Source organism: Bacillus sp. FSL R9-9497 (genome assembly GCF_038005805.1).
Classification (GTDB): Bacteria; Bacillota; Bacilli; order Bacillales; family Bacillaceae_G; genus Bacillus_A; species Bacillus_A cereus.
Genome location: NZ_JBBOTY010000001.1, coordinates 4,631,226 through 4,656,348, shown reverse-complemented (window position 1 = coordinate 4,656,348; position 25,123 = coordinate 4,631,226). Strand labels below are relative to the sequence as shown.

Genomic DNA, 25,123 nt, shown 5'->3' with positions numbered 1-25,123 from the left:
AAAATAGAATTAGTATAAAAATGTCACAATTTAGACACAATTATAATGCGCGTGTTGTAGGGACTATAAGTTTACTCTCGAGGAGGTAATGAAACGTATGAAAACGATTCTTGCTGTTGCTGGTCTCATTTGGGTAATGTCTCACGGTTTTCCGATTTTTGAAGGGGAGCAAATTCGTAGTGCTTTGAATGAAAAGTTTAATGATTATCATGTGATAGATCGAAAAGATAATGTCGTTACAGTACGTGTGAAAGACTGTTTCCATACAGTTACGGTTGCGGATGGAAACATTACAAATGAAACGAAAATGTGTGATAAAAGGTAAAAGAAAGAAGCTGACTATAGCGCACTGTTTTGAGTCAGCTTCTTTTTCTTTTTCCAATTAGAATTTTTTCAAATGCCTCAACAAATACATACATAAGAGTTGCAAGAACACATGTGAGTAGTACGCTAAGTAAGACGAGTGTGAAGTTAAAGACTTGGAATCCGTAGCTAATTAAGTAGCCAAGTCCTTGTTTGGAAACGAGAAGTTCTCCGAAAATAACACCGACCCAGGATAAACCAACATTTACTTTTAACGTTGAGATAATTGCTGGAAAGGATGCAGGGAGAACGACTTGCTTATAACATTGCCATTTATTTGCGCCAAATGTGTCCATCACTTTTATATAGTTAGAATCGACTTCTTGAAATGCACTGTAAATAACGAGAATGGTAATGATGATGGAAATGATTACTCCCATTGCGATAGAAGATGAAATGTTTGGACCGAAAATAACGATGATGATTGGACCGAGTGCAACTTTTGGCATTGCATTTAGAACGACGAGGTAAGGATCAAGTACGCGGGCTAGAAGTGGCATCCACCAAAGAAACGTGGCAATAATAGCACCGAGTACCGTTCCGAGAATGAAGCCTACTCCTGTTTCCAGCAAAGTCGTCCATATGTGGACCCAAAGTGAACCGTCGGTCCATTTCGTTAAGAAGAGGTCCCAAATACTCGAAGGAGAACTAAAGAGTAAAGGATCGATCCATTCTTTTTTGCTAGCTATTTCCCATAGTGCAAAGAAAAGAATAAGTAGTAAAAGCTGTAATGAGCGAGCAATCCAAGCACGCCTGCGTTCTTTCTTTCGAAATTGTTCATGTAGTTGTTTGATATTATCCAAGTCGTTCCAGCTCCTTCCATATATCTTGAAAGAGGGCTGGGAAATCGTAGTGATGGCGTGCTTCTAACGGTGATAAAGAACGGATACTTTCCGGGACGATAAAGGTTTTTGCGATTTTTCCAGGGTTCGCTTGAAGTAAATAAATACGATCACTCATCGCAATCGCCTCTTCAATATCGTGAGTAACAAGTAGTGATGTTTTCTTATATTTATTTAGTAAGTTGAAAACGAGTTCTTCTAGTTTTAATTTCGTTTGATAATCGAGTGCGGAAAATGGTTCATCTAGTAATAAAATTTTCGGATCAGTTGCTAACGTTCGAACGAGAGCAGCACGTTGACGCATACCGCCGGATAGTTCACGAGGATATTGTCCTTCTACCCCATGTAGACCGACTTGTTGTAAAAGATTTAAAGTATGTTCTTTCATCTGTTCATCATAAATCTTTCGAATATGAAGTCCAAGCATAATATTTTCTTCAATCGTTTTCCACGGGAATAAGTAATCTTGCTGCAACATATATCCCATAGATGAAGTTTTCGTTGTAATTGGTTCACCATCTAAAAAGACGATACCATCAATTGGATCAAGTAGTCCAGCAATGATTGAGAGGAGCGTTGTTTTACCGCAACCACTTGGGCCGAGTATAGAAATAAATTCGCCTTCTTCCACTTGTAAGCTCATATCTTCGAGAATAAGTTTGGCATTCTCTTTTGCGAAAAAACAGTGAGAAACGTTACGTATTTGTAAAAAACTCATACACTTCGCCTCTATTTCTTAATAACGCTTTCGGCAATTTTTGTATTGACGAGCGCTTCATGTGGGACTTCTTTTTGTAATTCACCAGCGTCTTTCATAATCGTTTGGAGCTGTTTCCATTCTTCCGCATCTAGTAGTGGATTTGTCGCATAAGAATGTTGTTTTTTATACCGTTCAATTACTTTTACTGTAATGTCTTTCGAAGTGTCTTTAAATAGCGGAGAAACAGCATCAGCAATCTCTTCTGGACTATGTGTATCAACCCATTGCTGTGCTTTATAGAGCGCACGTGTGAACTTTTCAGCAGCAGCTTTATCTTTCTTTAAGAAACTTTCTTTTGCCATGAATGTTGTATAAGGAACAGTACCAGATTCATTTCCGAATGAAGCGACGATATAACCTTTACCTTCTTTCTCGAATATGCTTGCAGTCGGTTCAAAGAGCTGCACAAACTCTCCTGTACCAGATGCAAAGGCATTTGCAATATTAGCAAATTCGATATTTTGAATTAAGTTCGTATCTTTCCGAGGATCAATGCCATTTTTCTTTAAAACGTATTCCCCAACCATTTGCGGCATGCCGCCTTTACGCTGTCCTAAAAATGTAACACCTTTTACGTCATTCCAATTAAAAGAGCCTAGTTTTTTACGTGAAACTAAAAATGTCCCATCTGTTTGTGTAAGCTGTGCAAAGTTAATGACAGGGTCTTTCGCTCCTTGTTGATGAACGTAAATAGACGTTTCAGAACCGACGAGAGCAATATCAATTCCGCCAGATAATAGGGCGGTCATCGTTTTATCGCCACCAGCTGTTGTTTGTAGGTCAATATTTAGTCCTTCATCTTTAAAAAATCCTTTTTCAATCCCGACATATAATGGGGCATAGAAGAGAGAATGGGTAACTTCGCCAACGCGAATGTTTTGAGTTTGTTCTTTCGTACTTTCTTTTTTACTACTACAAGCAGCAAAAGTAAAAACAGCTAGTAACATGATGCAAAAAATCGCGATTAATTTTTTCACTATATAACACCTCCTAGAAGTCACTCTACAAGCATGATATGTAGGTAAGTGCCCATATGTGAGTGTAGATAGCAGGAATTTTTTGGGTGGTAAAGAAGTACAAATATAAGGGGTGATAAAATGGAGTACGAATACGATGATAGCGTACATTTACATCTTGATTATTTCGGGACAGAATGTGATATGGAATCGATCGCTTATAAGAGGAAGAATGAAGACGTATGGGATGTGTATTTTAATTTTGGAGTATACGGTATTCAGAAAGACGATGTAGAGTTAGGTAGGTTTATGGACGAATATGCCGGTTATTACGTTTTTTCTGTACATGCTCGCGATCTTAGTTGGGAATTTGGAAGTGCCCAGTTTGAAGAGTGGGTTTTGAAAAATCGGATAGTAGAAAAAACGCTACAAAAATAGGAGGAATTTTGTGATTGGATTTCTCATCTTATTATTTATTTTTGTGGCCGGATTTTTTATTATGCAAATGCTTATTTACCGATTTACAAAGAAAAACATCTATAAATATACAAAAATAAAATGGTTTCATATGTGGCTACATATGAATATGAAAAAAGGACCGAGATTAGATTTTTTTGATTTTGTAGTTATAGTGCTCGTATGTATCGTATGGAAAATATGGCTGCTTCCTTTTATATAATACACATACTAATCATTTTCTCTTTTCGTTATAGTAATAGTTGTAAAAAACTTGCATTTATACGTAAAACAGTGAGTGGTGTTGTGAAAGATATTTTGACAAATACAGACACACATACATACGGAATTAAAGTGTGATTACAGAATGGACAAATTGGCCGTGTGTAAAGTGTGGGGGAATAAGAAAGAGGTCGTCCAACGGTGGACGACCTCTTTCTTATTATGCTTGATTAGTGCGGAAGAATGGAAGCTTCTGCACAATGTGAATTAATCCGTATGCAAGAATTAAGCACATAAGAGGATTAATGAAAAATCCATAGCGATTAATTGCTAAGAATAAGTTTGAGAAGATAATGTAAATAATTGAACTTGCTACTAGCATCATAACGCGTTTATGTTTAAATGAATTTAGCATGAAGCAGAAGCTGCTCAAGAATGTACCGATGATAAACACTCTATGACATAGTTGCATAAAGTTGTGAATACGATATTGGTCTACAGCAGGAGCTGTTTTGAATAATTCAATTGTTTTACCGACAGTGAACCAAGAGAACCAATAAGTGAAGTCCGTCTTAAATCCGTTCTTAATTAATTCTTTTGCGTATGCACCTTTGTCATCTAAGCCTTTAGCTCTCATTTCATTTACTATATTTTCATATCCAATTTTATTAAATGGATCTGCACCGGCAATTAGTGGATCTGCACCTTGGGTTGAGAATAAAATAAATTGGTTGAGTGCTAAGTAGTTACGAACAACCCATGCGCCAATAATAAAGAAAGGTCCGATAAACCATAACAATCCGATTCGAATGGATTCTTTAAATCCATATGTAAATAACACAACAAGAACAGGAATAAGCATCATTGGAGCTGGATTTGGACGGAACATAAGTAAAATTGAAACGACAATTCCAAACCATATATGGAATTTCACTTTATTGTATTTCCATGCGAGAACAAATACATATACACATAACGCCAATAAGAATATGGATGGAACTTCTGTTAGCAATGTACGGAAGTATGTATAGTTACTTGGATAAATAGCATATAAAATACTTGCAACAATTCCATAAATGTTTTTTTCGAACAATTCTTTTCCTATTAAGAATACTAATAGCACTGTGCAAAGGTTCATGATCATGTTAATAACAGTTGCTACGTAATAGTAAGGAATTGATGTAATATCAGAAATAATCATAGCGCCAGCTAATAGTAATGGCTGACCTGGTGTAATATATGCATTTTTCCCTGGAACTTCACTAGGTTCTAAATACACATAACCAAATACACCATGTTTTAATAGTTGTTCAGCTGTTAACGAATAGTTAAAGGCATCATTTGCACCATATGTTACTTTGACTAACTCTCCATCTAATCCTGGCTGTTTTACTAAACAAAAAACGTGCAACAGGAAAGAAAGCGCCAAAATTGCATATACCGCTTTAGGCAAACTCTTAAACTTAGTAAGCAAAAATGAGCAACTCCTTTTTTATTAATTCTTTCGTATTTTTATGTGAAATCTTTAATAGTATTAAGGATTTCCAAAACATAGTTATTATATCATAAAGTGGAATGCTGAAATTAAGTTTTTCAAGAATGAGTAATTTGTATACCACAATTTAACTGTTGATTAAGGGAATATTAAGACAATACATTTATAGTAGAAGCAAGTATGCAGACGAAATATGTAATATATGTTATTTTAATAGAAATAGTTCTTTCGATGCGGGGGAAATTAAGACATAGAAACGAGGGAATGAATTGAAGTATGGTTCTACACTTTTTCATCTTCCAAAAAGAAATATATTAATTTCTAGCATTATAAGTAGTATGGTGACTTTATTAGTAATAACTATGCTGTTTATGATTTTAAAGGTTTTTAATTTAGACATGATGAAAGATCATTTAAATCAAAAGCTTGTTTTAAGTGTTATGATGATTTTCATATGGGGCATAACGTTTTATATTACGCATTTCAATAAAAAAGAGATGTCTATACTTAGAGCATCCCTGCGAGTGCATTTTATATTACTTTTATTAGCTCATACAGTAGCGTTATTTTATATTGTCATGCAAGTTAATATGAGTTTCATAGAGGCAATGAATTGGATTTACTTTTATAATATGCAGTTTATATTAAGTTTTGTAGTAATTTATGCAATATATATTCTTGTATATAATTTAATAGGTAAGGTTTTTCTAAGTATGGTTTTAACGAGCTGTACGTTAGTCATTTTATGTATTGTGAATTATTTGAAGCTTATTTTCAGAGGTGATCCGTTATATCCTTCTGATTTCACACAAATTACGCATATGCAATCTGTTATACCGATGGTGATGGACTATTTTAGTTGGAGTTATATTTTTGTCATTATCGTAAGTATCGTAGCTTGTATTGTAGCAGGGATATATATGAGAAGGTATATTCAAAATGTAAAGATTCATCTAGGAATAAGAGCCTTATTAGTAGTAGGATCTATTTTTGTTCTATATGCGTACGGTAATTTTGCGAATACATTTATGAATAAAGTATTTCAAAAATCAGGTGTAGATTTTGTTTTGTGGAATCAAAATGAGAACTACGCTTCAAATGGTTTTGTACTTGGGTTTATTAGCAATTTAGATACAACAGTTATGGAAAAACCAAAAAATTATTCTAAAGAAAATATGCTTCAAATAGCAAACGATATAAAAAAACAATATAGTGGAAATATAGGGAATCAAAAGAAAAAAGAGAAACCGAATATTATTTTTGTAATGAGTGAATCGTTTTGGGATCCGACGAAAGTAACCAACCTTTCTTTTAGTGAAGATCCTGTACCAAATTTGCATCATTATATAGAAAACTTTCCTGGGGGACAAACTATTTCTCCTACATTTGGGGGAAATACAGCGAACGTTGAATTTGAGGCATTAACAAGTTATTCAATGAGTTTGTTAAAGCCAGGTTCTATACCATATCAGCAGGTTATTACAAATAAGAAAGAAGTTCCATCAATCCCTACGGCGTTGAAAAAAGAAGGTTATTATACAAGTGCAATTCATTCATTTGGTCGCACATTCTTTAAACGTGACGATGTATATAAGGTGTTAGGATTTGATAAGTTTAATGCAGAGGACACGATGGAAAATGTAGATATTGATGGAGATTATATTAGTGATTTAGCGATGAGTAAAGAGATAATTGCTGAGTTAGAGGAACAAAAACAGCCAACATTTATTCATGCAGTTACGATGCAAAATCATTTTCCATTTACAGAAGGCCGATTTGGTGAAAACCTAATAGAAATTAGCGGTCTAGAAAATGAAGAATCAAAAGGAGAATTAGAGACGTATACAGAAGGATTAAGACGTTCAGATGAGGCACTTCAATATTTAATAGAGCAACTAGATAATTTAGATAGACCTACATTATTAGTATTCTTTGGAGATCATCTTCCATCATTAGGAACAAATAAATCTTTTTATAAAGAAAACGGGTATATAACGAATGAAAAAACACCGAGTGAACGTTTAGCGATGGCGCAAACGCCGCTATTAATGTATGCAAACTTTGATATGCCAAATGATAATATAGGTTTAGTAAGCCCAATTCATTTTTCTAATCTTATTTTTGATTATGCAGGATTAAATAAATCCTTATTTTATCAATTTTTATCGGAACTTTACAAGGAAATACCAGTGCTTAGAGATGAATTAAAAGTTGATAAAAATGGAGAAGTAATCAATGATTTAACAAAGAAACAAAACGAAATGTTAGAGCAATATAAAATGCTTCAATATGATTTACTCGTTGGAAATCAATATAGTAAAGATATCCTCTTTAAATAAAAGAAACAAAAAGAACTTGTATAACGATACAAGTTCTTTTTTCATAGTATTTAACGGGGTAACCAGACAAGCTGGGTTTAGGGAGTATTACTTGTACATTTAGTATATATGAAAATGTAATCGTTTTATTCGTGTATTTGTGAGAAATGTGTGAATTTTATGTTTTATAAAAACGATTATGTTAACTTTCATTCTTATATTGCAGTTGTTATGTTTGTAAAAATTTTATCAGTTCTTTATTTAATTCATCCGCTTGATCGATTGGTGAACCATGACCACTATTTGTAAGAGCATGTAACTGAGAATTTTTAATTCGTTGTTGTGTAAGTTCAGCACTTTTGTAAGGAATTAGTTGGTCGTGAACGCCGTGGAAGATTTTTGTTGGGACGTTAATTTTATTTAAATCTTTCGTTACATCTTCATTTGCAGCTGCTTGTAAAATTTTGATAAGGGCATAAGAAGCGGACTGCATACCGAGATAAGAAAACCATTCAAGGGTTGCAGCCCCTAAGTTTCTATTGAAAAAGGATAAAGATACGTCATTTAAAAATTTTGGTAAATTAGCATACATTTGATTAATGAGAGCATCTGCTTGTTCTTTCGGTACACCGTAAGGGGACTCTTGATTTTTAACGAAAGAGGGGGAGACAGCGTCAATTAATGCGAGCTTAGAAATGCGGCGCCCATTATAGCGAGACATATAGCGAATAGAAAGAGCACCACCAACTGAGAAACCGACTAATGTAGCGTTCTCTACTTGAAGTGCTTCCAGAACAATTGCGATATCATCGGCTAATCGATCATACGTGTAACCAGTCCATGGCTTATCAGATTGCCCATTCCCTCGTATATCCATGGCAATACAGCGAAAGCCATGCTCTGGTAAAACATTGAGTTGATATTGATACATTTGATGATTTAAAGGCCATCCGTGAACGAAGAAAACAGTCTTACTACCTGGACCAGGATTAACGTCTTGCACAAAAATATGCACATCTTTCTCGACAGTAACAAACATAAATGTCCCCCTATTCTATGAATATGTTCTATCCCAAAAGCGTTGTTTTGTTATAGCTTTAATAAATTCATTTGCTAGTCGCGTAGGGTCTTATTCTATTAAAAAACCAGGTTTTCCTTCGATATTTAAAGATTGAATAATAGAAGAGCAGTTTTGGAAGGAGCCAATCGGCTTAAAGCGATTATATGATTCTACGAAAAATGAACTTGCTTTGTTAAGAGAATGATCCTCCATCTTTCCGCCGATAAGAAGTAATCCATCATAAAGGAGTGGTGAGCCTGTTAAGAAAGTATCATTTCCCTGCACTATGCCTAATCGTTCGGAAACGATCACTGGCAGTTAAAGAGTTTTCATCTCTTTTCCTTCATTTTCACGCATGAAAGATTGGAGTTGTTCGGTCTTTTTATTTTTTTGCCATCCATAAAAAACACCTCCCATAATATACGTATTATTGTTTACATTTTTTATGCTTGTATATAGCATGAAGGTATTGCATCGTTGGGATGATTTTCCTCAAATGTTCGATTTATCTTTGTTTGTCTATGAAAATCATTTATTATAATAAATGGTATTCTTTGAGATGTTATTTTGAAGGGGTGTTGAAGTGAAAGAAAGTTTTCTATCATATAAAGAAGAAGAAAGGAATGCAAAAATCCTTTTATGGGTGTTATATGTCATTGTTATTGTATATCAAATTTTCTATGCAATCGTATTAGAAGATAAATCAATAATGGATAAGGGATACAACATAATATGGCAAGTTATTTGCGGAGTAGCAATACTATGCGTGAATATATATTTACTGAAAAAAGAGAAGGCAAACCTTGTTAAATATGCATGGATATTTGCATACATAGGGATAGAAATCGCTAATATAGTTTCGTATATTTTTTATAATAAGGCGGCGTTTGATGCGACAAATATAATAGAAATTATTCTCATTTTCTTTGTACCCATATTTTTAAATAAAAAATTTTATGTGTTTTTGCTTTCCTCTATTTTAGGAAAATATTTAATTTATTTATTTGTATTAGAGGAAATAAAAGCATTTATGTTCCTTATTATGTGTACGCTTATGTTAATAGCTGCATATATCATTTTAAATCGATTTTTACAATATCTTTCAGCTGTAAAGGAAAGTATTGCGATTGCTAGTGAATCACAAAAATTAGCAGTAATCGGAAAAATGGCAGCGACTGTTGGACATGAAATTAAAAATCCACTGGCTTCATTAAAAGGATTTACGCAATTACAACGAGAGAAGCATGAAGAGGATCCTATTTATAAACGTATGATTTTTGAAATAGAAAATATGAATAATATGATAAGTGAGTTGATGGAAGTTGCTACATGCAAACCTTCTATTTATAAGAAACACGATGTAGGAAAAATTGTATTACAAGTAATAACAAGTCTTCGCGGAAAAATGAATGAATTAAACGTGCAGTTTATTTCTAATGTGGAAGAAAAAACAATAGAAGTTGAATGTGATGAACGAAAAATAAGAGGAGTCTTTTTATATACGATAAAAAATGCTTTAGAGGCAATGGAACAAGGTGGCATATTACATTTACAATTAGAGAATAAAGGGAAAGAATATGTAATAATCAGCGTAATCGATAATGGTCATGGTATTAAGCAAGAAAACTTAACCCGTGTTACAGAAGCCTTTTATACAACGAAACAAGATAAAATTGGTCTGGGACTTACGGTAGCGAATCGAATTGTCGCCGAGCACCTTGGTGAGCTGCATATTTCAAGTGAAAGAGATACTGGAACGAGAATAGACATCATTCTCCCAAGGAAGTGTGGAAATACTGAAATCCAAGTGGAAGAAAAGCTAGGAGTTACCATATGAATAAAGGCTATATATTTAAAAATGAAGAAATAAAGGCATTGAAAGTATTTTTAAGTTTATTTTTTATTATATTTTTTGTGTATGATCTTGCCTATGAATTTATCGTACCTTTAATCGCGGGAGAGCAAGAAGGCGTAGGAAAGTTTGAAGATGGTTTAGGTTTATGGCTTTACCTTTTGACGGTAGTATTGTTTTGCATTGGAATATACTTTATGAAATGGAAGAATGTTTTTGTGGTAAAGTATATTATTCTAATTGGCTATAATGTATTAGATTGTATCCATAACATTATGATTTATTATGGTAGCGATGCGGAATTTGACGGTGGAAATATAGTAGAAGTATTTTTTATTTTGTTCGCACCAATCTTTGTGAACAAAAGATATTTCTGGTTAGTTCCAGCGATACTTGTCGGGAAGTACGCTCTTACAGGAATCATTATTCAATCTTCTCTCGTTTTAATCCCAATGGCATTATATAGTGTATTTACTATTATATGTTGGATTATATTTTTGAGGGTTCAGTCTTACGTTCGTACGCTTGAGATGATGGACAAAGAAATAAAACAGACAGAAAAACTAGCAGCTGTTGGAAAAATGGCAACGGTTATTGGTTATAAGATTAGAAGACCTTTAGCAAACTTAAAAAAACTTGTGAATAAACAGGCAGACAAGCATCCAGAGGATAAAATTTATAGTGATATTATGAAACAAGAAGTAGATCGGATTCATATAATTGCTACAGAACTTAGTGGATTTGAGAAATCTAAATCACTAGAATCAGAAACTCATAACATACAAGAAATTATCTCTTATGTTATTCGAGTTATGGAAAAGCCTGCTTTAAAACAAGGAGTCCACATACAAGGTATTTACAGTAAAGACTTACCGTCCATTACATGTGATGAAAAACGATTAAAACAGGTCTTTTTTAATTTAATCAAAAATGCAATTGAAGCAATGTCAGTTGGGGGAACAATTACGATTAAAGTTACTGTAAAAGATGGAATCATCGTTCAAGTGAAAGATGAGGGATGTGGTATTCCGAAAGATAAAATTCCAAAGTTAAATGAAGCCTTTTATACAACGAAAGAAACAGGAACTGGTCTAGGTTTAGTAGTTACAGAAAAAATTATTAAAGACCACAATGGTAAAATGAGTTTTGAAAGTGAAGTTGGGGTTGGAACAACGGTTGAGGTTATGTTACCACTGCATTAAATAGAAAAAACATCACTTATTTGGAAGTAATGTTTTTGTGTTCTTCTTAGGTAGACGTTCTAAAAAAGAGGACTATAACGAAAAATAATATATTGATAGTGTAAAAAGAAAATAATGGATGTTTTACTATGAAAAATATATAATGGCTTTGTCTGTTATTTGTTGTAGTTCATTTATATTTCTATTTGTTGACCCGAATCTCGGGTCTTTTTTTATGAAATGAATTGCTATATGTCAGTGATTAGAAAAATAGAATATATATTCATGCTGTAATACTGGTAGCACCAGTAAACTCGGTGCTACCAGTAGGTTCGTTTTCCGGCACAACGAAAGCATTTACGTTGGTACAGGTGGTGCTTTCACATTTCTCTATTTTTCTGTGGTCGATTGTATTGTGTATATAAATTTAAAAAATGATAGCGTTAGAGCCACCATTTCTCCTGCGGAAGCAAAATAACATCCACATCAAAATTTTCTTTAAACCAATCATACATCAATGTCTCTTTCACTAAATATTCAGAGGCAGAGTGTGACACACCAATTAGAGACATATTCGTTTCTTTTACATAATCCATAATGAGCGAGTATTTATGTCGGCCGTAATCATTGTCGATATGGCAATGGATTTCTCCTGTAATATATGCTTCAGCACCTTTTTCTTCTGCTTCCTTCATTAAAGATACAACATCGCCACACCCAGCGATAATTGCGATTTTTTTAATGGAATCATGTCGTTTACCTTCGAAGTCTGTGTAAGGAATTTGGAAGAGTTGTTTTAGATGTTTTTGGAGTGCTTCTGTTGATGTTTCATCTATTTCACAAATAAGGCCAATTGGTTCTTGTTCTGGACCTCCATATGCAAAGTCGTCCACTACAGTAGCGTTTAATGCTTTTGCAATTGAAATACTCGTTCCATGCGTTTGATGAAAATCCATTGGTACGTGACATGTATATATAGAAAGTTGTTTTTCTTTTATTCCTTGCAAATATTTTTCAGGAATTGGTATGAAACCGCGACCTGATCTTCCAAGCGGATCACCACACTCCATTACAAGGGGATGGTGCATAAAGAGTAAATCACCAGGTGTGGATTGTGAAATGAATGTTTCAAGAACGTCATCTGTAGGGAATACAGCTAAAAATACTTTGTTTACATTTTCAGATCCGTGCATCATAAGGCCGTTAAATAAATCTACAAAATTTGCGTCGAAAAATTGTTGCCAAGGAAATTTGATAGGATCATATACGGCTGGGATAAATCGACTAAAGGCACTATCTTTTCCGTATTTTTCAATTTGGAATAAGTGATTGAGTGATTGCTCTATTTTTTTTAAGGCTGGCATGTTTGATAATCCTCCTTAAGATGATTCTTGCTTTATGAGTTGTTTGTATTCTTCGTAGTAAAATAAGAAGCGGATAGGTAACAAATAAAACCTAGAATCCAGCCGATAGAATGAGAATAGGGAAGTACATGCTGTAACAGTATTCCGCTAGAAATGAAGAAACTACCCAATAGACCCTAATAACATAGGATATCGTTGTAGTTTGAACACGGATAGTAAACCTCCTTTCTTCTGCATGAACTATTCATAAAAGCTCGATTGCTGAAACTTTATCACATACATTGTATATTAGTCTTAATTTTCTGTATATAACTTTTAAGAAAAATGGTGATACAATATATGAATGATAAGAGAAGAGAGGATGAAGATTAACGTATGTACGTTACTGTAACAGAAGCAGCATATAAAAAGATTATGGATACGATTCCAAGTGAAGCGAAATATATAAAGTTATTTTACGATAATGAAGGTTGCGGTTGTGTTATGAGCGGAATTATCGATTTAGTAGCTGTAGCAGAGAAAGATGAGCGCGATGTGGATATTGAATCAAGCACAATGAACTTTATCGCTGATCGTACAAAGCTTGTATTTATGGATGATAAGTTAACTGTTGATTGGCATGAAGGTGGAGGAACTTTTCAGTTAAAGAGCCCAAGCCAGTTTTATAATCCAAATATGAAGTTACACGTTCGAATATAGTAAAGGAAAGGTGATTCCAAAATGTATTTTGGAATCACCTTTTTTATTTTATAAGTCGCTATTATTGTTGATTTTTGTCGATAAGTCGATATATTTGGGAAATCGCCGATATAAATGGAATTGCGCTGATATATTCAGAAAATCGCCGATATAATTTCATTTACCAAAACGTTTCATATAATAAAAAGATTTTTTCACATAATGAAATGTACATATGATTGAATTTTCTGTATAATCTTCTTTGCGGAGGGGATACGCATGAGAAGATGGGGAATTGAGTTGTTAATTTTAAGTGTTGTTATTATTTGGGGGATTAACTATACAATTGCGAAGTATGGACTTTTAGAATTTACAGCAATTGAGTTTACTGCACTTCGCATGATGGCGGCGGCACCGCTTCTGTTACTCCTTACCTTTTTTATTGAAAAGTCGGTTTATATGGAGCGAAAGGATATACCTAGATTAATTATCGTTAGCATTGTAGGTATTGTACTGTATCAAACGTTATTTATGGAAACTGTCAAATATACATCCGCTACAAATGCCTCTTTACTCATTTCTATTTCACCTATTTTTACAACTGCATTTGCGATTTTCTTGAAACAAGAAAAGTTTTCTTCTCGAAAGTTAATCGGTTCTATGACTGCCTTTGTTGGTGCAGCATTAGTTTTAGTAGCAGGACATTCGCTTACTAGTTCTTTTTATGGCAATGGAATTGGACTGATTACATCAATATGCTGGGGGCTTTATCCTGTTTTAGCAGGACCATTAATTAAAAAATATTCAGCATTACGTGTTACAGCATGGTCTGCATTAGTGGGTGCGATTCCGCTATTATTGTTAAGTGGTCCACATGTGTTTGTCATGCCATTTCACATTACTCACGAAATGACACTATTTGCTTTACTATATTCTATTTTCTTTGTAACAGTATTTGGTCTAGTAATGTGGTATGTTGGTGTTCAAAAAATTGGGGCGTCACATACGATGGTATATATGTATATAACGCCGCTTGTAGCGGTTCTATTTGCAGCTGTCTGGGCAAATGAATATGTATCGTTTCAACAAACCATCGGTGGAATTATCATTTTTGTTGGTCTATGGTTTGTGAAATCGGAGAAAGTAAAAGTTCATTCTATTGCAGGGGAACCTATATCAAAATAGGAAAACAGATCACCTATGATCTGCTTTCCTATTTTTTTATTTTTGGTAAGAAGATGAGAAATAAGATAGCAGTAATAAGTGGAATTAAGTTTAAAAATGGAATACGGAAGAGTGTAATAAGAATAATACCTGGAAGAAGAACACCGAGGACAGCGTAAAAAATGCTATGGTTTTTCGTGTACCAATACAATGAAAGTCCAATAAGTGCAGGGATAATGATGTGAATGAGAGCCATTAAAAAATAAATCATTAGACGCCCCCTTTATTTGTGTGCTTATTACATCATATCCGTATGTTCATAGATTGATATCATTTTTTTCATAAATGGACGAAAAAAGTTTGAAAAACCGTCACAAAATATGAGGATATGATGTTTGAAATCTTGTATAATATTATTTCCTAAAAATATTTAAACAACATAAACATACTGTTTATGTTGTTTTTAATTTGAGTGAAATAGATGTAAGGAATATGAATTTGAAAGAAATTTTTTGTTGGATAGATAAGAACGAATGAAGAGAGGTACAGCATGATTAGTATGTCACTAAGATCATTTAAAATCCAATCGTATTATATACTAGGTATTTTGTTACTAGGATGGATGTTAACACCGTTTTCAGCACACTTTTTAGGTGCTGGAATTGGGCTTATTGTAAGTATGTATTGCGTTTGGCTTTTAGGGAGAAGAATTGAGAAGCTTGGAGATAGTATTGTAAAGAAGACGAAAGCACCGACACTCGGTATGTTTAACCGTTTTGCAGCTGCCATTTTGGGTGCTATTATTATGTACGAAATTGAGCACCACATGGTTATGTGGGCATTTGCAGTAGGGATTATGGGTGGTTATTTCTTAATCGTTGTTAATTTAGGATACTATAGCATGAAAGATGAGAAAGAACTAACAAAGAGCTAAAAAAGATAAAAGACTTCTTTTTAGATGGAATAGATGATCCAGCCACGGATAGAAGCGGTCAGGGCCTTTTTTGCTCACATGTGGTGTAAACCAGAGAGATGTAGCGAGTAGGGATATAATGTATATATTCGAAGCTGTAATTTTATAATCTAAGTCACAGATGAAGAGATTAGCGTTTCACTTTATATAAGATATAGAAAGAAGCTTACGTTTTCACGTAAGCTTCTTTTTTATGTAAGTGTGTGTAACCGTTAAGCCGCATTGGGTTTTGTCGGTGAGTACGCGAAACTTTACGGTTACACGACACTTATTCATATGAGTAAAGGGTTATTTCAACAGAAAGTTTTAATTTAAGCGATTGGACCGCCTAAGTTAATAATGTCTTCAGATACGCTGTCGAACTTTTTGAAGTTAGCTTTGAATTCATTTGCAAGTTCGATTGCTTTTGCTTTGTAAGCAGCTTTATCAGCCCAAGTTTGTTCAGGCATTAACACTTCGTCAGGTACACCTGGTACGTGAAGTGGAACTTCAAGACCGAAGATGTCATGTTTAGCTGTTTCAGTTTTCGCAAGTTCACCGTTTAATGCAGCTTGAATCATTGCACGAGTGTAACCTAAGTTCATACGTTTACCAACGCCGTATTCGCCACCAGTCCAGCCAGTGTTTACTAAGAATACTTTCGCATCGTGTTTCTCAATTTTTTCACCAAGCATTTCAGCATAGCGAGATGCATCAAGTGGTAAGAATGGTGAACCGAAGCAAGTTGAGAATGTTGCTTGCGGAGATGTAACACCGCGCTCTGTTCCTGCTAGTTTACTAGTGTAACCACTTAAGAAATGATACATAGCTTGTTCTTTTGATAACTTACTGATTGGAGGCAATACGCCAGATGCATCAGCAGTTAAGAAAATGATTGTATTTGGGTGTCCAGCAACACTTGGCAGTACGATATTGTCGATCGCATGCATAGGGTATGCAGCACGAGTATTTTCTGTTAAAGTAGTATCGTTATAGTCTGCGATACGCGTTTGGTCATTAATGATAACGTTTTCTAAAACAGATCCAAATGTGATTGCATCGAAAATTTGTGGTTCTTTCTCGTGAGAAAGGTTTACACATTTCGCGTAGCAACCGCCTTCAATATTGAATACACCGTTATCAGACCAACCGTGCTCATCATCACCAATTAATTTACGGTTTGGATCAGCAGATAATGTTGTTTTACCTGTTCCAGATAAACCGAAGAATAATGCTACATCGCCTTCTTCACCTACGTTTGCAGAACAATGCATAGAAAGAATATCTTGTTCAGGTAATAAGAAGTTCATAATAGAGAAGATTGATTTTTTCATTTCTCCAGCGTATTCTGTACCACCAATTAATACGATTCGTTTTTCGAATGAAACCATAATGAATGCTTCGGAGTTTGTACCGTCAACAGCTGGATCAGCTTTGAAATTCGGTGCAGAAACAATTGTGAACTCTGATTCATGAGTCGTTAATTCTTCTTCAGTTGGACGAATGAATAATTGATGTACAAATAAATTGTGCCATGCATATTCGTTAATAACTTGAATTGGTAGGCGGTAATTGCGGTCAGCGCCTGCAAATCCTTTGAAGACGAATAACTCTTCTTTTTCTTTTAAGTATTCTAAAACTTTAGTATATAATTTATTAAAATGTTCTTCAGAAATCGGTTGGTTCACAGCTCCCCAAGCAATTTTGTCAGCAACCGATGCTTCTTTCACAATAAATTTATCTTTAGGAGAACGTCCTGTATATTTTCCTGTTGAAGCAGAAACGGCACCAGTAGAAGTTAATTTCCCTTCATTTCGCATTAATACTTTTTCCACTAATTGCGGAACACTTAGTTGAATCTGTGCATTGCTTCCGTTCAATAATTCGTGTAAACCAATTTGGACATTCACAGTACTCATATTTATATACCATCCTTTTCATTTAATGAAATATTTCTCGTAATCCCCAACAAGAGTATAACACAATTATATAAATAATGTATACTATTTATTTCTTTTTGTTTGTGTGAATGCATTATTTCCCTATTAATATTTCATTTCAGGCGTATTGAGAAAAACTTTCAGGAAAATGTGAATATTAATTGACAAATGAATATCATTTCTTTAGTATAGGTTGGGACGGATACTCTCTTATCCCGAGCTGGCGGAGGGACAGGCCCGATGAAGCCCAGCAACCTCACTTGTATTGATAAATGCAGGTGAATAGGTGCTAAAACCTGTGCGAGGCTACAGGTCTCGAACGATAAGAGCGAAGGGCAAAAAGCAGTATGCAAGTAGCAAATTAAACCTTTCCTCTATGTAAAGTAGGAAAGGTTTTTCTGTATGCTTGTGTGGGAGAATAAATGTATGTCGCAGTTTGTGGCAAATTAAGGATGAGTTCCGTACAATATATACAATTACTGTAGGGAGGTTTACCACATGACAAAAAAACGTCATCTGTTCACATCTGAGTCTGTAACTGAAGGACATCCAGATAAAATTTGTGACCAAATTTCTGATTCAATTTTAGATGCGATCTTATCAAAAGACGCAAATGCACGTGTAGCTTGTGAAACAACTGTAACAACTGGTTTAGTATTGGTAGCGGGGGAAATTACGACTTCTACTTACGTAGATATTCCGAAAATCGTTCGTGAAACAATTCAAGGCATTGGTTACACACGCGCAAAATACGGATTCGATGCAGAAACTTGTGCTGTTTTAACATCTATCGATGAGCAGTCCGCTGACATCGCTATGGGTGTTGACCAAGCGCTAGAAGCACGCGAAGGTCAAATGACTGACGCTGAGATTGAGGCGATTGGTGCAGGAGACCAAGGTTTAATGTTTGGTTTTGCATGTAATGAAACACAAGAATTAATGCCACTTCCAATCTCGCTTGCTCACAAATTAGCTCGCCGTTTAACTGAAGTACGTAAAGATGATACATTATCATACTTACGTCCAGATGGAAAAACGCAAGTTACAGTTGAGTATGATGAAAATGGTAAACCAGTACGTGTTGATACTATCGTAATTTCTACACAACATCACCCAGATGTTACATGGGAAGAAATCGATCGCGATTTAAAAGAGCACGTAATTAAAGCTGTAGTACCAGCAGAATTAATGGATGGAGAAACGAAATTCTTCATTAATCCAACTGGCCGCTTCGTAATTGGTGGACCACAAGGTGATGCTGGTTTAACAGGACGTAAAATCATCGTTGATACTTATGGTGGATACGCTCGCCACGGTGGCGGTGCATTCTCTGGTAAAGATGCAACGAAAGTTGACCGTTCTGCAGCATATGCAGCTCGTTATGTTGCGAAAAACATCGTAGCAGCTGGTCTTGCTGAAAAAGCAGAAGTACAACTTGCATACGCAATCGGTGTAGCACAACCAGTATCAATTTCAGTTGATACATTCGGCACTGGTAAAGTATCTGAAGACGTACTAGTAGAACTAGTTCGTAACAACTTCGATCTTCGCCCAGCTGGTATTATTAAAATGCTAGACTTACGTCGCCCAATTTACAAACAAACAGCAGCTTACGGCCACTTCGGACGTACTGATGTAGATCTATCATGGGAACGTACAGACAAAGCTGCAGCTTTAAAAGAGCAAGCTGGTCTATAATATATGAAAAAAAGCTTTGCGCGGTGAGCGCAAAGCTTTTTTTATTTATAATTACGTTGGAATAAAGCGAAGAGTTCAATGTCATGCCAAGTGCCGTTGCGGAATATAGCTTCTTTACAAGTTCCTTCATGTTGAAAACCAAGTGATTTATATAATTTAACTGCTCTATCGTTAAAAGAAAATACTCGTAAAGAAAGGCGATGTAAATTTAATTCTAAAAATGCATAATCCAATAATAGGGTTAAAGCTTCCTGCCCATAACCTTGCCCCCAGTAATCCTTTTTACCAATATCAATAATGCATTCAGCGTTTCGATTATACGAATCAATATGAATTAAAGAAGTAATACCAATTGGAAGATGCGTAGCTTTTTCTTCAATGATATAGCTCTTAGAGTTCGAAGAATGAATAAATTGCTGGCAAAGTTTTTCTGTGTCTTGAAAGGAATATTTATCAAGAGTGAGTGTAGTTGAACTCATAACGTCTACATCATTATGCCATTTATAATATGTTAGAATATCATCTTCGGAAAACTTTCGTAACTGGATACGGTTTGATTCAAACAATGTAAACACCCCTTTTGTATTTATTGGTTTTTGTTCATTATCTCAACACACGAACTACAATAAATTTGTCCTTCTAATTCAATATACTTTTTCATATTCGTCATGCCATTCGCCGGAATGGGCATATGAATCCACGCTTTTTCATACGTTTGTATTTCTGTTTTACATGATTTACAAAAGATTGATTTCTTTTTGAACATATGTAATCAACCTTTCATTTGACGTGCTTTACTTGCGCAAAAGGCACTACTTAGTAAAAATAGTGTCGCGAATATAATACTTACTAATGTAGCGTATGGAATTGCACCTTTTAAGGAAAAGCCGACAGTGATTGAAGCGATGAATAAGAGGATAAATGTTGTTGTTAATTTTTTATAAAGTTCCATACTATGTAGACCTCCAATTTATTTTTTAGTACAAGTTTTAAAATTGAATTCTATTATGTAGAAAATATAAAGAGTAGCTAAAGATGTGTAGTCTAGGAGTATAAGAAAGTGCACTTTCCTTTTTGTGGGTTAGCATACTTATATTGTATCATGGCGCATGATTGGTTTCATGCATAATTGTGTAAAGGTATGTATGATAAAATGAAGAAAAGTCTTTAAGAAAGGAAAGATAAAAAATGAGTGTAACTGAACATAAAAAACAAGCTCCAAAAGAAGTGCGTTGCAAGATTGTTACGATTTCCGATACACGTACGGAAGAAACAGATAAGAGCGGACAACTATTACATGAATTGTTAAAAGAAGCAGGACATAAAGTAACTTCTTATGAAATTGTAAAAGATGATAAAGAAAGTATTCAGCAAGCAGTGTTAGCTGGTTATCATAAGGAAGATGTAGATGTTGTATTAACAAATGGCGGTACTGGTATTACGAAACGCGATGTCACAATTGAAGCAGTATCAGCGTTATTAGATAAAGAAATTGTTGGATTTGGTGAGCTGTTCCGTATGATTAGTTATTTAGAAGATATCGGAAGCAGCGCAATGTTAAGTAGAGCGATTGGTGGTACAATTGGGCGCAAAGTAGTCTTCTCGATGCCAGGGTCTAGCGGAGCGGTTCGACTTGCGATGAATAAATTAATTTTACCGGAATTAGGCCATATTACATTTGAGCTGCATCGCCAATGAGTAAGTGTGCTGGGATTGTATTAGCGGGTGGTATGTCGAGTAGGTTTGGTGAGCCGAAAGCGTTAGCAATTTGGAAGGGAACTACTTTTGTTGAGCATATTGTGAAAGTGATGGGAAATACTTTGCAAGACATTGTAGTAATTAGCCGTACTGATATAAAAGAGCGAGTAGAGCAATTCGTACAAGTTCCTGTTATAGAGGATATCCCGCACTATAAAGGGAATGGACCGCTGGCCGGCATTGTATCAGGTATGGAATACATAGAAGCAGATTGGTACGCTATTATGCCTTGCGATGCGCCAAATGTTTCGCATGAATGGTTTATCATTTTATTAGAGCAAACGAGCAATGAATATGATGCGGTTGTACCTATTATTAATGGAAGAAAACAACCGTTACTTGCAGCGTATCACAACCGCGTGAAAGAAAAGATTTATGCTTTACTTCAGGAAGAAAAAAGAAGTGTGGGCCAGCTTTTATCACAATGTAATGTGAAATATGTTTCTGGAGAAGATGTACAAGCGAATGCGGATTGGTTTATAAATGTAAATACGAAAGAAGAATATGTGCAGGCTCAAAAAGACCTTTCAAATGAATGAAAGGTTTTTTGATATACAGAATTGGGGAACAATTGCTGTATAAAGGTATGTGAGTAAGTTGATTTTAAAGGGAATTTTTAAAATCATTATACAGTTAAAATACTGTATAATCATATATTAATTTTTATGGGTTTTTATTACAAGTCTGTTTAGTTATGTTTATTTTTGGTATAATTAATATAGAAATAAAACAATGCTTAACCTTATGTATCATTTATTAAACTAAAATTTATGACCATGTAATAAACTCCCTTCGTTTTTTGAAGGGAGTTTTTCTATTTAAGCAAGCAACTCTGATGCGTTATGCTGAAGGACTTCTTCATATTGGTTAAGCAAGCCACGAAAGATCTCATCCCAGCTCTTTGATTTCGCAAAAGATGAAGCTGCTATTCCCATCTGCTCAAGTTTTTCTGCATTTTGTAATAAAAAATAAATGGATGATAGAAATGCATCTTCATTTTTAGGCGGACAAAGAACTCCCGTTTTTCCATCTGTAATAATATTTTTAACCCCGCCACTATTTGCACCAATGACAGGTGTACCGCATGCGAGTGATTCAAGTACGACATTTCCGAATGTTTCAGTAGCTGATGGAAACACCATTATGTTAGAACAAGCATATGCTTCAGCTAAATCTGCACTTTGTAAATAGCCAGTAAAAGTGATATTTGTTTTCGGAACAGCTTCACGTAAACTTGTTGCTAGAGGACCATCTCCTGCAATGAGCCAATGAATATCGTTACGAGTATGTGCTGTTTTAACGATAAGGTGTTGCAGCGTATCAATATCTTTTTCAGGAGCAATTCGTCCAACATAGGAAAGGACATACTTCGCTGTAATATTATATTTTTTTCGGAATAGGTCTGTATTGTAAGCAGGATGAAAGAGTGTGCAATCTACACCACGTCCCCATATAGAGAGGGTCTGAAAGCCTTTGTTTTTTAATTGATGTAATGTTTCAAAGGAAGGTACAAAATTTTTTTGCATATGACTATGAAACCATTTTAAATAGTTCCACAGCATATTGGAGAGGAATTCGATTTTGTAATAACGTAAATAGGCATCGAAATCAGTATGATAAGAACCGACAACTGGGATGTTTAACTTTTTTGCATAATACAATCCACAAAGTCCCATGTTGAAAGGTGTGGCAATGTGAATAATGTCAGGTTTAAAGGAAAGTAGTTCCCGTTTAATGCGCGGAGTAGGAAAAGAAAAACGACATTCTGGATATAATATTGTTAACGGGATACTTCTCATCTTATTCACATTCGCTACAAAATTATCTTCAGCTGTATGCTGAGGGGCGAAAACAGAATAGGCGATCTGTTCTTTCTGAAAATATTGTGTTAATCGCTCTAACGTTTTCGCAACCCCGTTAACTTGTGGCGTAAAAGTATCGGTAAAAATGGCGACTCTCATCATATCACTCCTTTATGTGAAAAGTGGGATGAATTGATAAAAAGAGATGATGCCAGAGCAAGTGCCAAGGCACATACCGACGAATACATCTGACGGATAGTGAAGTCCTAAATAAATACGTGAAATACCGACGCATAATGCTAACGGTAATAGGAAAGCAAGTAAGCTTGGATTATAGCAAATAAATGGAATGAAGACAGAGAAAACGGCTGTTGTATGACCAGACGGGAAAGAGTGGTCTTTTAATGGATGGACTGGATATTTTGCATCCTGAATTGTTAAATAAGGACGTTTTCGCGGATACCACCTTTTTAATATTTGCACAGGAATATGGCTAATTGCTAACGAAATAGCAGTTGCAATTGCAGCTTGATGCAAAGTTCCCTTTGCGAAAATTAAAAAGAAAAGTGTGAGTGCGATGGAGAAAGTCGCGCCACCGATATGAGTAATATTGCTGAAAAAGATATTTAATGTTTTTTGATCAAAGTAGCGGTTAATTCCTCTGAAAATGTAACATTCTATTTTATATAATCCACTGACCTTCATGAAAATTCTCCTCCCTCATCTACATATATATGGAGATATTAGCTTTTATTTTAATAAGATTTTGTTGAGGGAGTAATAATGTTTTGTAAAGAAAAAGTTAGATTTTATATAAAAAAGCTGCCAATCTTATGGCAGCGGAAATTTACTTCTGTAATGATTTATAATATTGACCTTTTTCAACGTATTGCGTGCGAATACGCTCCATATCTTTACGGTCTTCTTCTGTTAATTCACGAATGACTTTCGCGGGACGACCGAAAGCTAACGTGTTTGGTGGAATTTTCTTTCCTTGTGAGACGAGGCTTCCAGCGCCGATAAAAGCTCCTTCGCCAATTTCAGCACCATCTAATATAATAGATCCCATTCCAATTAAAGCATCTTTCTTAATATGGCAACTATGTAAAATGACTTGATGCCCAATTGTTACGTCGTCTTCTAAAATAAGAGGATACTGCGGGCTTTGGTGAAGTGTACATTGGTCTTGTACATTTACTCGGTCTCCAATGATTGTCGGTGACACATCACCACGGATGACTGTATTAAACCAAATACTTGATTCCTCGCCAACGGAAACATCGCCTGTAATCGTAACATAGTCAGCGATAAAAGCACTACTCGCAATTTTCGGATTTTTTTCTTTGTAAGGATATATCATGTAAAGTCTTCCTTTCCTAGAGACTAGTTTTAGTGTATCAAATTATGAGAAAGAGTGAAATGGAGGAGAGCCGTATGTGGAATTATGAAGCGGAGGAAGCAAAGGCTGTCATTGTTATTGTGCACGGCGCAATGGAATATCACGGACGTTACGAAGCCGTTGCGGAAATGTGGAATCATATCGGCTACCACGTCGTGATGGGGGATCTTCCGTCACATGGAACGACTTCAAGAAATAGAGGACATATTGATTCATTTGATGAATACATAGAGGAAGTTAAATTATGGGTGAAAGAAGCAAGAAAGTATAGGTTACCTATTTTTCTATTCGGTCATAGTATGGGTGGTCTTATTGTCATTCGTATGATGCAAGAAACGAAGAGAGAAGATGTAGAGGGTATTATTTTGAGTTCGCCTTGTTTAGGGGTAGTGACTGGACCCTCTGCTCCGCTTCAATTTGCTTCAAAAATATTAAATGTTGTGGCTCCAAAATTGCAATTTGCAACGAATCTTACGGTGGAAATGTCAACACGTAACCATGAAGTGAGAGATGCAATGGAGAATGATTCTTTGTTCTTGCGCAAAGTATCAGTACGTTGGTATAGTGAATTGATTAAGTCTATCGAAATTGCTCATAAGAAAATAGATGATTTTCCAGACGTTCCGCTCTTGCTAATGCAAGCTTGTGAGGATAAACTTGTAGATAAAACACGTGTCCGCACTTGGTTTGATAATGTTAAAATAAGTGATAAGGCTTTTAAAGAATGGCCGAATTGTTATCACGAGCTATTAAATGAGTATGAGCGTGATGAAATTTTGAGTTATATTCAGTCATTTACTGAAATGCATGTCAATAATATAGTAAAAACAAACAAATAAATCATTATTTGTACATTTAATAGA

General features: G+C 35.0%; 27 protein-coding genes, 2 pseudogenes and 1 riboswitch. Of the genes and pseudogenes, 14 read left to right on the top strand and 15 right to left on the bottom strand.

The annotated features are described in order from the left end of the window. Positions 1 to 97 precede the first annotated feature (97 nt). Positions 98 to 325: a hypothetical protein gene (locus MKY21_RS24040; RefSeq protein ID WP_000849112.1), complete on the top strand. Its 228-nt coding sequence runs from the start codon at positions 98 to 100 to the stop codon at positions 323 to 325. Between the two features lie 34 nt (positions 326 to 359). Here MKY21_RS24040 and MKY21_RS24035 read toward each other — a convergent pair whose 3' ends face one another. From MKY21_RS24035 to MKY21_RS24025, 3 genes are read right to left on the bottom strand one after another with little or no spacing between them, the layout of a single operon-like run. Further along, positions 360 to 1,166, bottom strand: coding sequence for an ABC transporter permease (locus MKY21_RS24035; protein WP_044796417.1), 807 nt, complete (start codon positions 1,164 to 1,166; stop codon positions 360 to 362). Next, a complete protein-coding gene (locus MKY21_RS24030) occupies positions 1,159 to 1,923 on the bottom strand; it encodes an ABC transporter ATP-binding protein (protein ID WP_000009029.1) in 765 nt (254 codons plus the stop codon). Before MKY21_RS24030 ends, MKY21_RS24035 begins: the two co-directional genes overlap by 8 nt. Before the next feature lie 11 nt (positions 1,924 to 1,934). Next, a complete protein-coding gene (locus tag MKY21_RS24025) occupies positions 1,935 to 2,942 on the bottom strand; it encodes an ABC transporter substrate-binding protein (RefSeq protein WP_044796419.1) in 1,008 nt (335 codons plus the stop codon). Between the two features lie 120 nt (positions 2,943 to 3,062). Here MKY21_RS24025 and MKY21_RS24020 point away from each other — a divergent pair, with 120 nt between their 5' ends. The 3 genes and pseudogenes from MKY21_RS24020 to MKY21_RS24010 all read left to right on the top strand — a co-directional run. Further along, positions 3,063 to 3,359, top strand: a complete 297-nt coding sequence (locus tag MKY21_RS24020) for a DUF3986 family protein (RefSeq protein WP_000455580.1) — start codon at positions 3,063 to 3,065, stop codon at positions 3,357 to 3,359. A gap of 10 nt (positions 3,360 to 3,369) precedes the next feature. Further along, entirely contained in the window at positions 3,370 to 3,600 is a 231-nt protein-coding gene (locus MKY21_RS24015) for a hypothetical protein (RefSeq protein ID WP_000578984.1), read from the top strand. Between the two features lie 65 nt (positions 3,601 to 3,665). Continuing rightward, positions 3,666 to 3,737, top strand: a pseudogene (locus tag MKY21_RS24010) (DUF2196 domain-containing protein); the annotation flags it as partial. 82 nt (positions 3,738 to 3,819) lie between these two features. On the opposite strand, the gene MKY21_RS24005 reads toward MKY21_RS24010, so the two are convergent. Further along, a complete protein-coding gene (locus tag MKY21_RS24005) occupies positions 3,820 to 5,073 on the bottom strand; it encodes a glycosyltransferase family 39 protein (RefSeq protein ID WP_000956220.1) in 1,254 nt (417 codons plus the stop codon). 290 nt (positions 5,074 to 5,363) lie between these two features. Here MKY21_RS24005 and MKY21_RS24000 point away from each other — a divergent pair, with 290 nt between their 5' ends. Continuing rightward, a complete protein-coding gene (locus MKY21_RS24000) occupies positions 5,364 to 7,433 on the top strand; it encodes an LTA synthase family protein (RefSeq protein WP_000873630.1) in 2,070 nt (689 codons plus the stop codon). Positions 7,434 to 7,641: 208 nt separating this feature from the next. Here the strand turns inward: MKY21_RS24000 and MKY21_RS23995 are convergent, their stop codons facing one another. Beyond that, the gene (locus tag MKY21_RS23995) at positions 7,642 to 8,451 is read right to left on the bottom strand and encodes an alpha/beta fold hydrolase (RefSeq protein WP_000498279.1); all 810 of its coding nucleotides are present in this window, start codon (positions 8,449 to 8,451) and stop codon (positions 7,642 to 7,644) included. Positions 8,452 to 8,466: 15 nt separating this feature from the next. Beyond that, a pseudogene (locus tag MKY21_RS23990) lies at positions 8,467 to 8,787 on the bottom strand (catalase); the annotation flags it as partial. 268 nt (positions 8,788 to 9,055) lie between these two features. Here MKY21_RS23990 and MKY21_RS23985 point away from each other — a divergent pair. Beyond that, positions 9,056 to 10,309, top strand: a complete 1,254-nt coding sequence (locus MKY21_RS23985; RefSeq protein ID WP_000664886.1) for an ATP-binding protein — start codon at positions 9,056 to 9,058, stop codon at positions 10,307 to 10,309. Continuing rightward, positions 10,306 to 11,526 carry an ATP-binding protein gene (locus MKY21_RS23980; RefSeq protein ID WP_001032638.1) on the top strand — a complete coding sequence of 407 codons (1,221 nt, stop codon included), beginning with the start codon at positions 10,306 to 10,308 and terminating at the stop codon, positions 11,524 to 11,526. Before MKY21_RS23985 ends, MKY21_RS23980 begins: the two co-directional genes overlap by 4 nt. 422 nt (positions 11,527 to 11,948) lie before the next feature. Here MKY21_RS23980 and MKY21_RS23975 read toward each other — a convergent pair whose 3' ends face one another. Beyond that, positions 11,949 to 12,869 carry a Nif3-like dinuclear metal center hexameric protein gene (locus MKY21_RS23975; protein WP_016118767.1) on the bottom strand — a complete coding sequence of 307 codons (921 nt, stop codon included), beginning with the start codon at positions 12,867 to 12,869 and terminating at the stop codon, positions 11,949 to 11,951. 375 nt (positions 12,870 to 13,244) lie between these two features. Between MKY21_RS23975 and MKY21_RS23970 the strand changes: the two genes are divergently transcribed. Together MKY21_RS23970 and MKY21_RS23965 are read left to right on the top strand one after the other, a co-directional pair. After that, a complete protein-coding gene (locus MKY21_RS23970) occupies positions 13,245 to 13,568 on the top strand; it encodes an iron-sulfur cluster biosynthesis family protein (RefSeq protein WP_000289569.1) in 324 nt (107 codons plus the stop codon). 258 nt (positions 13,569 to 13,826) lie between these two features. After that, complete coding sequence (locus MKY21_RS23965; protein WP_341077506.1) at positions 13,827 to 14,732, top strand: DMT family transporter; 906 nt, start codon at positions 13,827 to 13,829, stop codon at positions 14,730 to 14,732. Positions 14,733 to 14,760: 28 nt separating this feature from the next. On the opposite strand, the gene MKY21_RS23960 is transcribed toward MKY21_RS23965, so the two are convergent. Beyond that, a complete protein-coding gene (locus tag MKY21_RS23960; protein WP_000639041.1) occupies positions 14,761 to 14,982 on the bottom strand; it encodes a hypothetical protein in 222 nt (73 codons plus the stop codon). 279 nt (positions 14,983 to 15,261) lie between these two features. On the opposite strand from MKY21_RS23960, the gene MKY21_RS23955 reads away from it, so the two are divergent. Then, positions 15,262 to 15,645, top strand: coding sequence for an ATP synthase subunit I (locus tag MKY21_RS23955; RefSeq protein ID WP_000624926.1), 384 nt, complete (start codon positions 15,262 to 15,264; stop codon positions 15,643 to 15,645). A 350-nt stretch (positions 15,646 to 15,995) separates the two neighbouring features. Here MKY21_RS23955 and pckA read toward each other — a convergent pair whose 3' ends face one another. Next, entirely contained in the window at positions 15,996 to 17,582 is a 1,587-nt protein-coding gene (gene pckA, locus MKY21_RS23950) for a phosphoenolpyruvate carboxykinase (ATP) (RefSeq protein ID WP_000108802.1), read from the bottom strand. A gap of 228 nt (positions 17,583 to 17,810) precedes the next feature. Continuing rightward, positions 17,811 to 17,932, top strand: a riboswitch (SAM riboswitch). A 169-nt stretch (positions 17,933 to 18,101) separates the two neighbouring features. Here pckA and metK point away from each other — a divergent pair. After that, positions 18,102 to 19,301 carry a methionine adenosyltransferase gene (metK, locus tag MKY21_RS23945; RefSeq protein WP_000163123.1) on the top strand — a complete coding sequence of 400 codons (1,200 nt, stop codon included), beginning with the start codon at positions 18,102 to 18,104 and terminating at the stop codon, positions 19,299 to 19,301. Between the two features lie 41 nt (positions 19,302 to 19,342). Here metK and MKY21_RS23940 read toward each other — a convergent pair whose 3' ends face one another. From MKY21_RS23940 to MKY21_RS23930, 3 genes are read right to left on the bottom strand one after another with little or no spacing between them, the layout of a single operon-like run. Further along, complete coding sequence (locus MKY21_RS23940; RefSeq protein ID WP_000464130.1) at positions 19,343 to 19,867, bottom strand: GNAT family N-acetyltransferase; 525 nt, start codon at positions 19,865 to 19,867, stop codon at positions 19,343 to 19,345. Between the two features lie 20 nt (positions 19,868 to 19,887). Beyond that, positions 19,888 to 20,067 carry a hypothetical protein gene (locus MKY21_RS23935; protein WP_000473618.1) on the bottom strand — a complete coding sequence of 60 codons (180 nt, stop codon included), beginning with the start codon at positions 20,065 to 20,067 and terminating at the stop codon, positions 19,888 to 19,890. 6 nt (positions 20,068 to 20,073) lie between these two features. Continuing rightward, on the bottom strand, positions 20,074 to 20,253 hold the full coding sequence (locus MKY21_RS23930; protein WP_000424800.1) for a hypothetical protein: 180 nt from the start codon (positions 20,251 to 20,253) through the stop codon (positions 20,074 to 20,076). 236 nt (positions 20,254 to 20,489) lie between these two features. Here MKY21_RS23930 and MKY21_RS23925 point away from each other — a divergent pair, with 236 nt between their 5' ends. Continuing rightward, positions 20,490 to 20,999: a MogA/MoaB family molybdenum cofactor biosynthesis protein gene (locus MKY21_RS23925; protein ID WP_000117124.1), complete on the top strand. Its 510-nt coding sequence runs from the start codon at positions 20,490 to 20,492 to the stop codon at positions 20,997 to 20,999. Continuing rightward, complete coding sequence (locus MKY21_RS23920; RefSeq protein ID WP_341077503.1) at positions 20,996 to 21,598, top strand: molybdenum cofactor guanylyltransferase; 603 nt, start codon at positions 20,996 to 20,998, stop codon at positions 21,596 to 21,598. The genes MKY21_RS23925 and MKY21_RS23920 overlap by 4 nt, the downstream gene beginning before the upstream one ends. A 279-nt stretch (positions 21,599 to 21,877) precedes the next feature. On the opposite strand, the gene MKY21_RS23915 is transcribed toward MKY21_RS23920, so the two are convergent. From MKY21_RS23915 to MKY21_RS23905, 3 genes are all read right to left on the bottom strand, one after another. After that, positions 21,878 to 23,020: a glycosyltransferase family 4 protein gene (locus tag MKY21_RS23915; protein WP_001261603.1), complete on the bottom strand. Its 1,143-nt coding sequence runs from the start codon at positions 23,018 to 23,020 to the stop codon at positions 21,878 to 21,880. 12 nt (positions 23,021 to 23,032) lie between these two features. Then, positions 23,033 to 23,566 carry a phosphatase PAP2 family protein gene (locus tag MKY21_RS23910; protein WP_000868592.1) on the bottom strand — a complete coding sequence of 178 codons (534 nt, stop codon included), beginning with the start codon at positions 23,564 to 23,566 and terminating at the stop codon, positions 23,033 to 23,035. Positions 23,567 to 23,708: 142 nt separating this feature from the next. Beyond that, complete coding sequence (locus MKY21_RS23905; RefSeq protein ID WP_000640206.1) at positions 23,709 to 24,221, bottom strand: gamma carbonic anhydrase; 513 nt, start codon at positions 24,219 to 24,221, stop codon at positions 23,709 to 23,711. Between the two features lie 74 nt (positions 24,222 to 24,295). On the opposite strand from MKY21_RS23905, the gene MKY21_RS23900 reads away from it, so the two are divergent. Continuing rightward, positions 24,296 to 25,099 (top strand): alpha/beta hydrolase, encoded by an 804-nt coding sequence (locus tag MKY21_RS23900; RefSeq protein ID WP_000267421.1) that lies wholly within the window; start codon positions 24,296 to 24,298, stop codon positions 25,097 to 25,099. Positions 25,100 to 25,123: the final 24 nt, after the last annotated feature.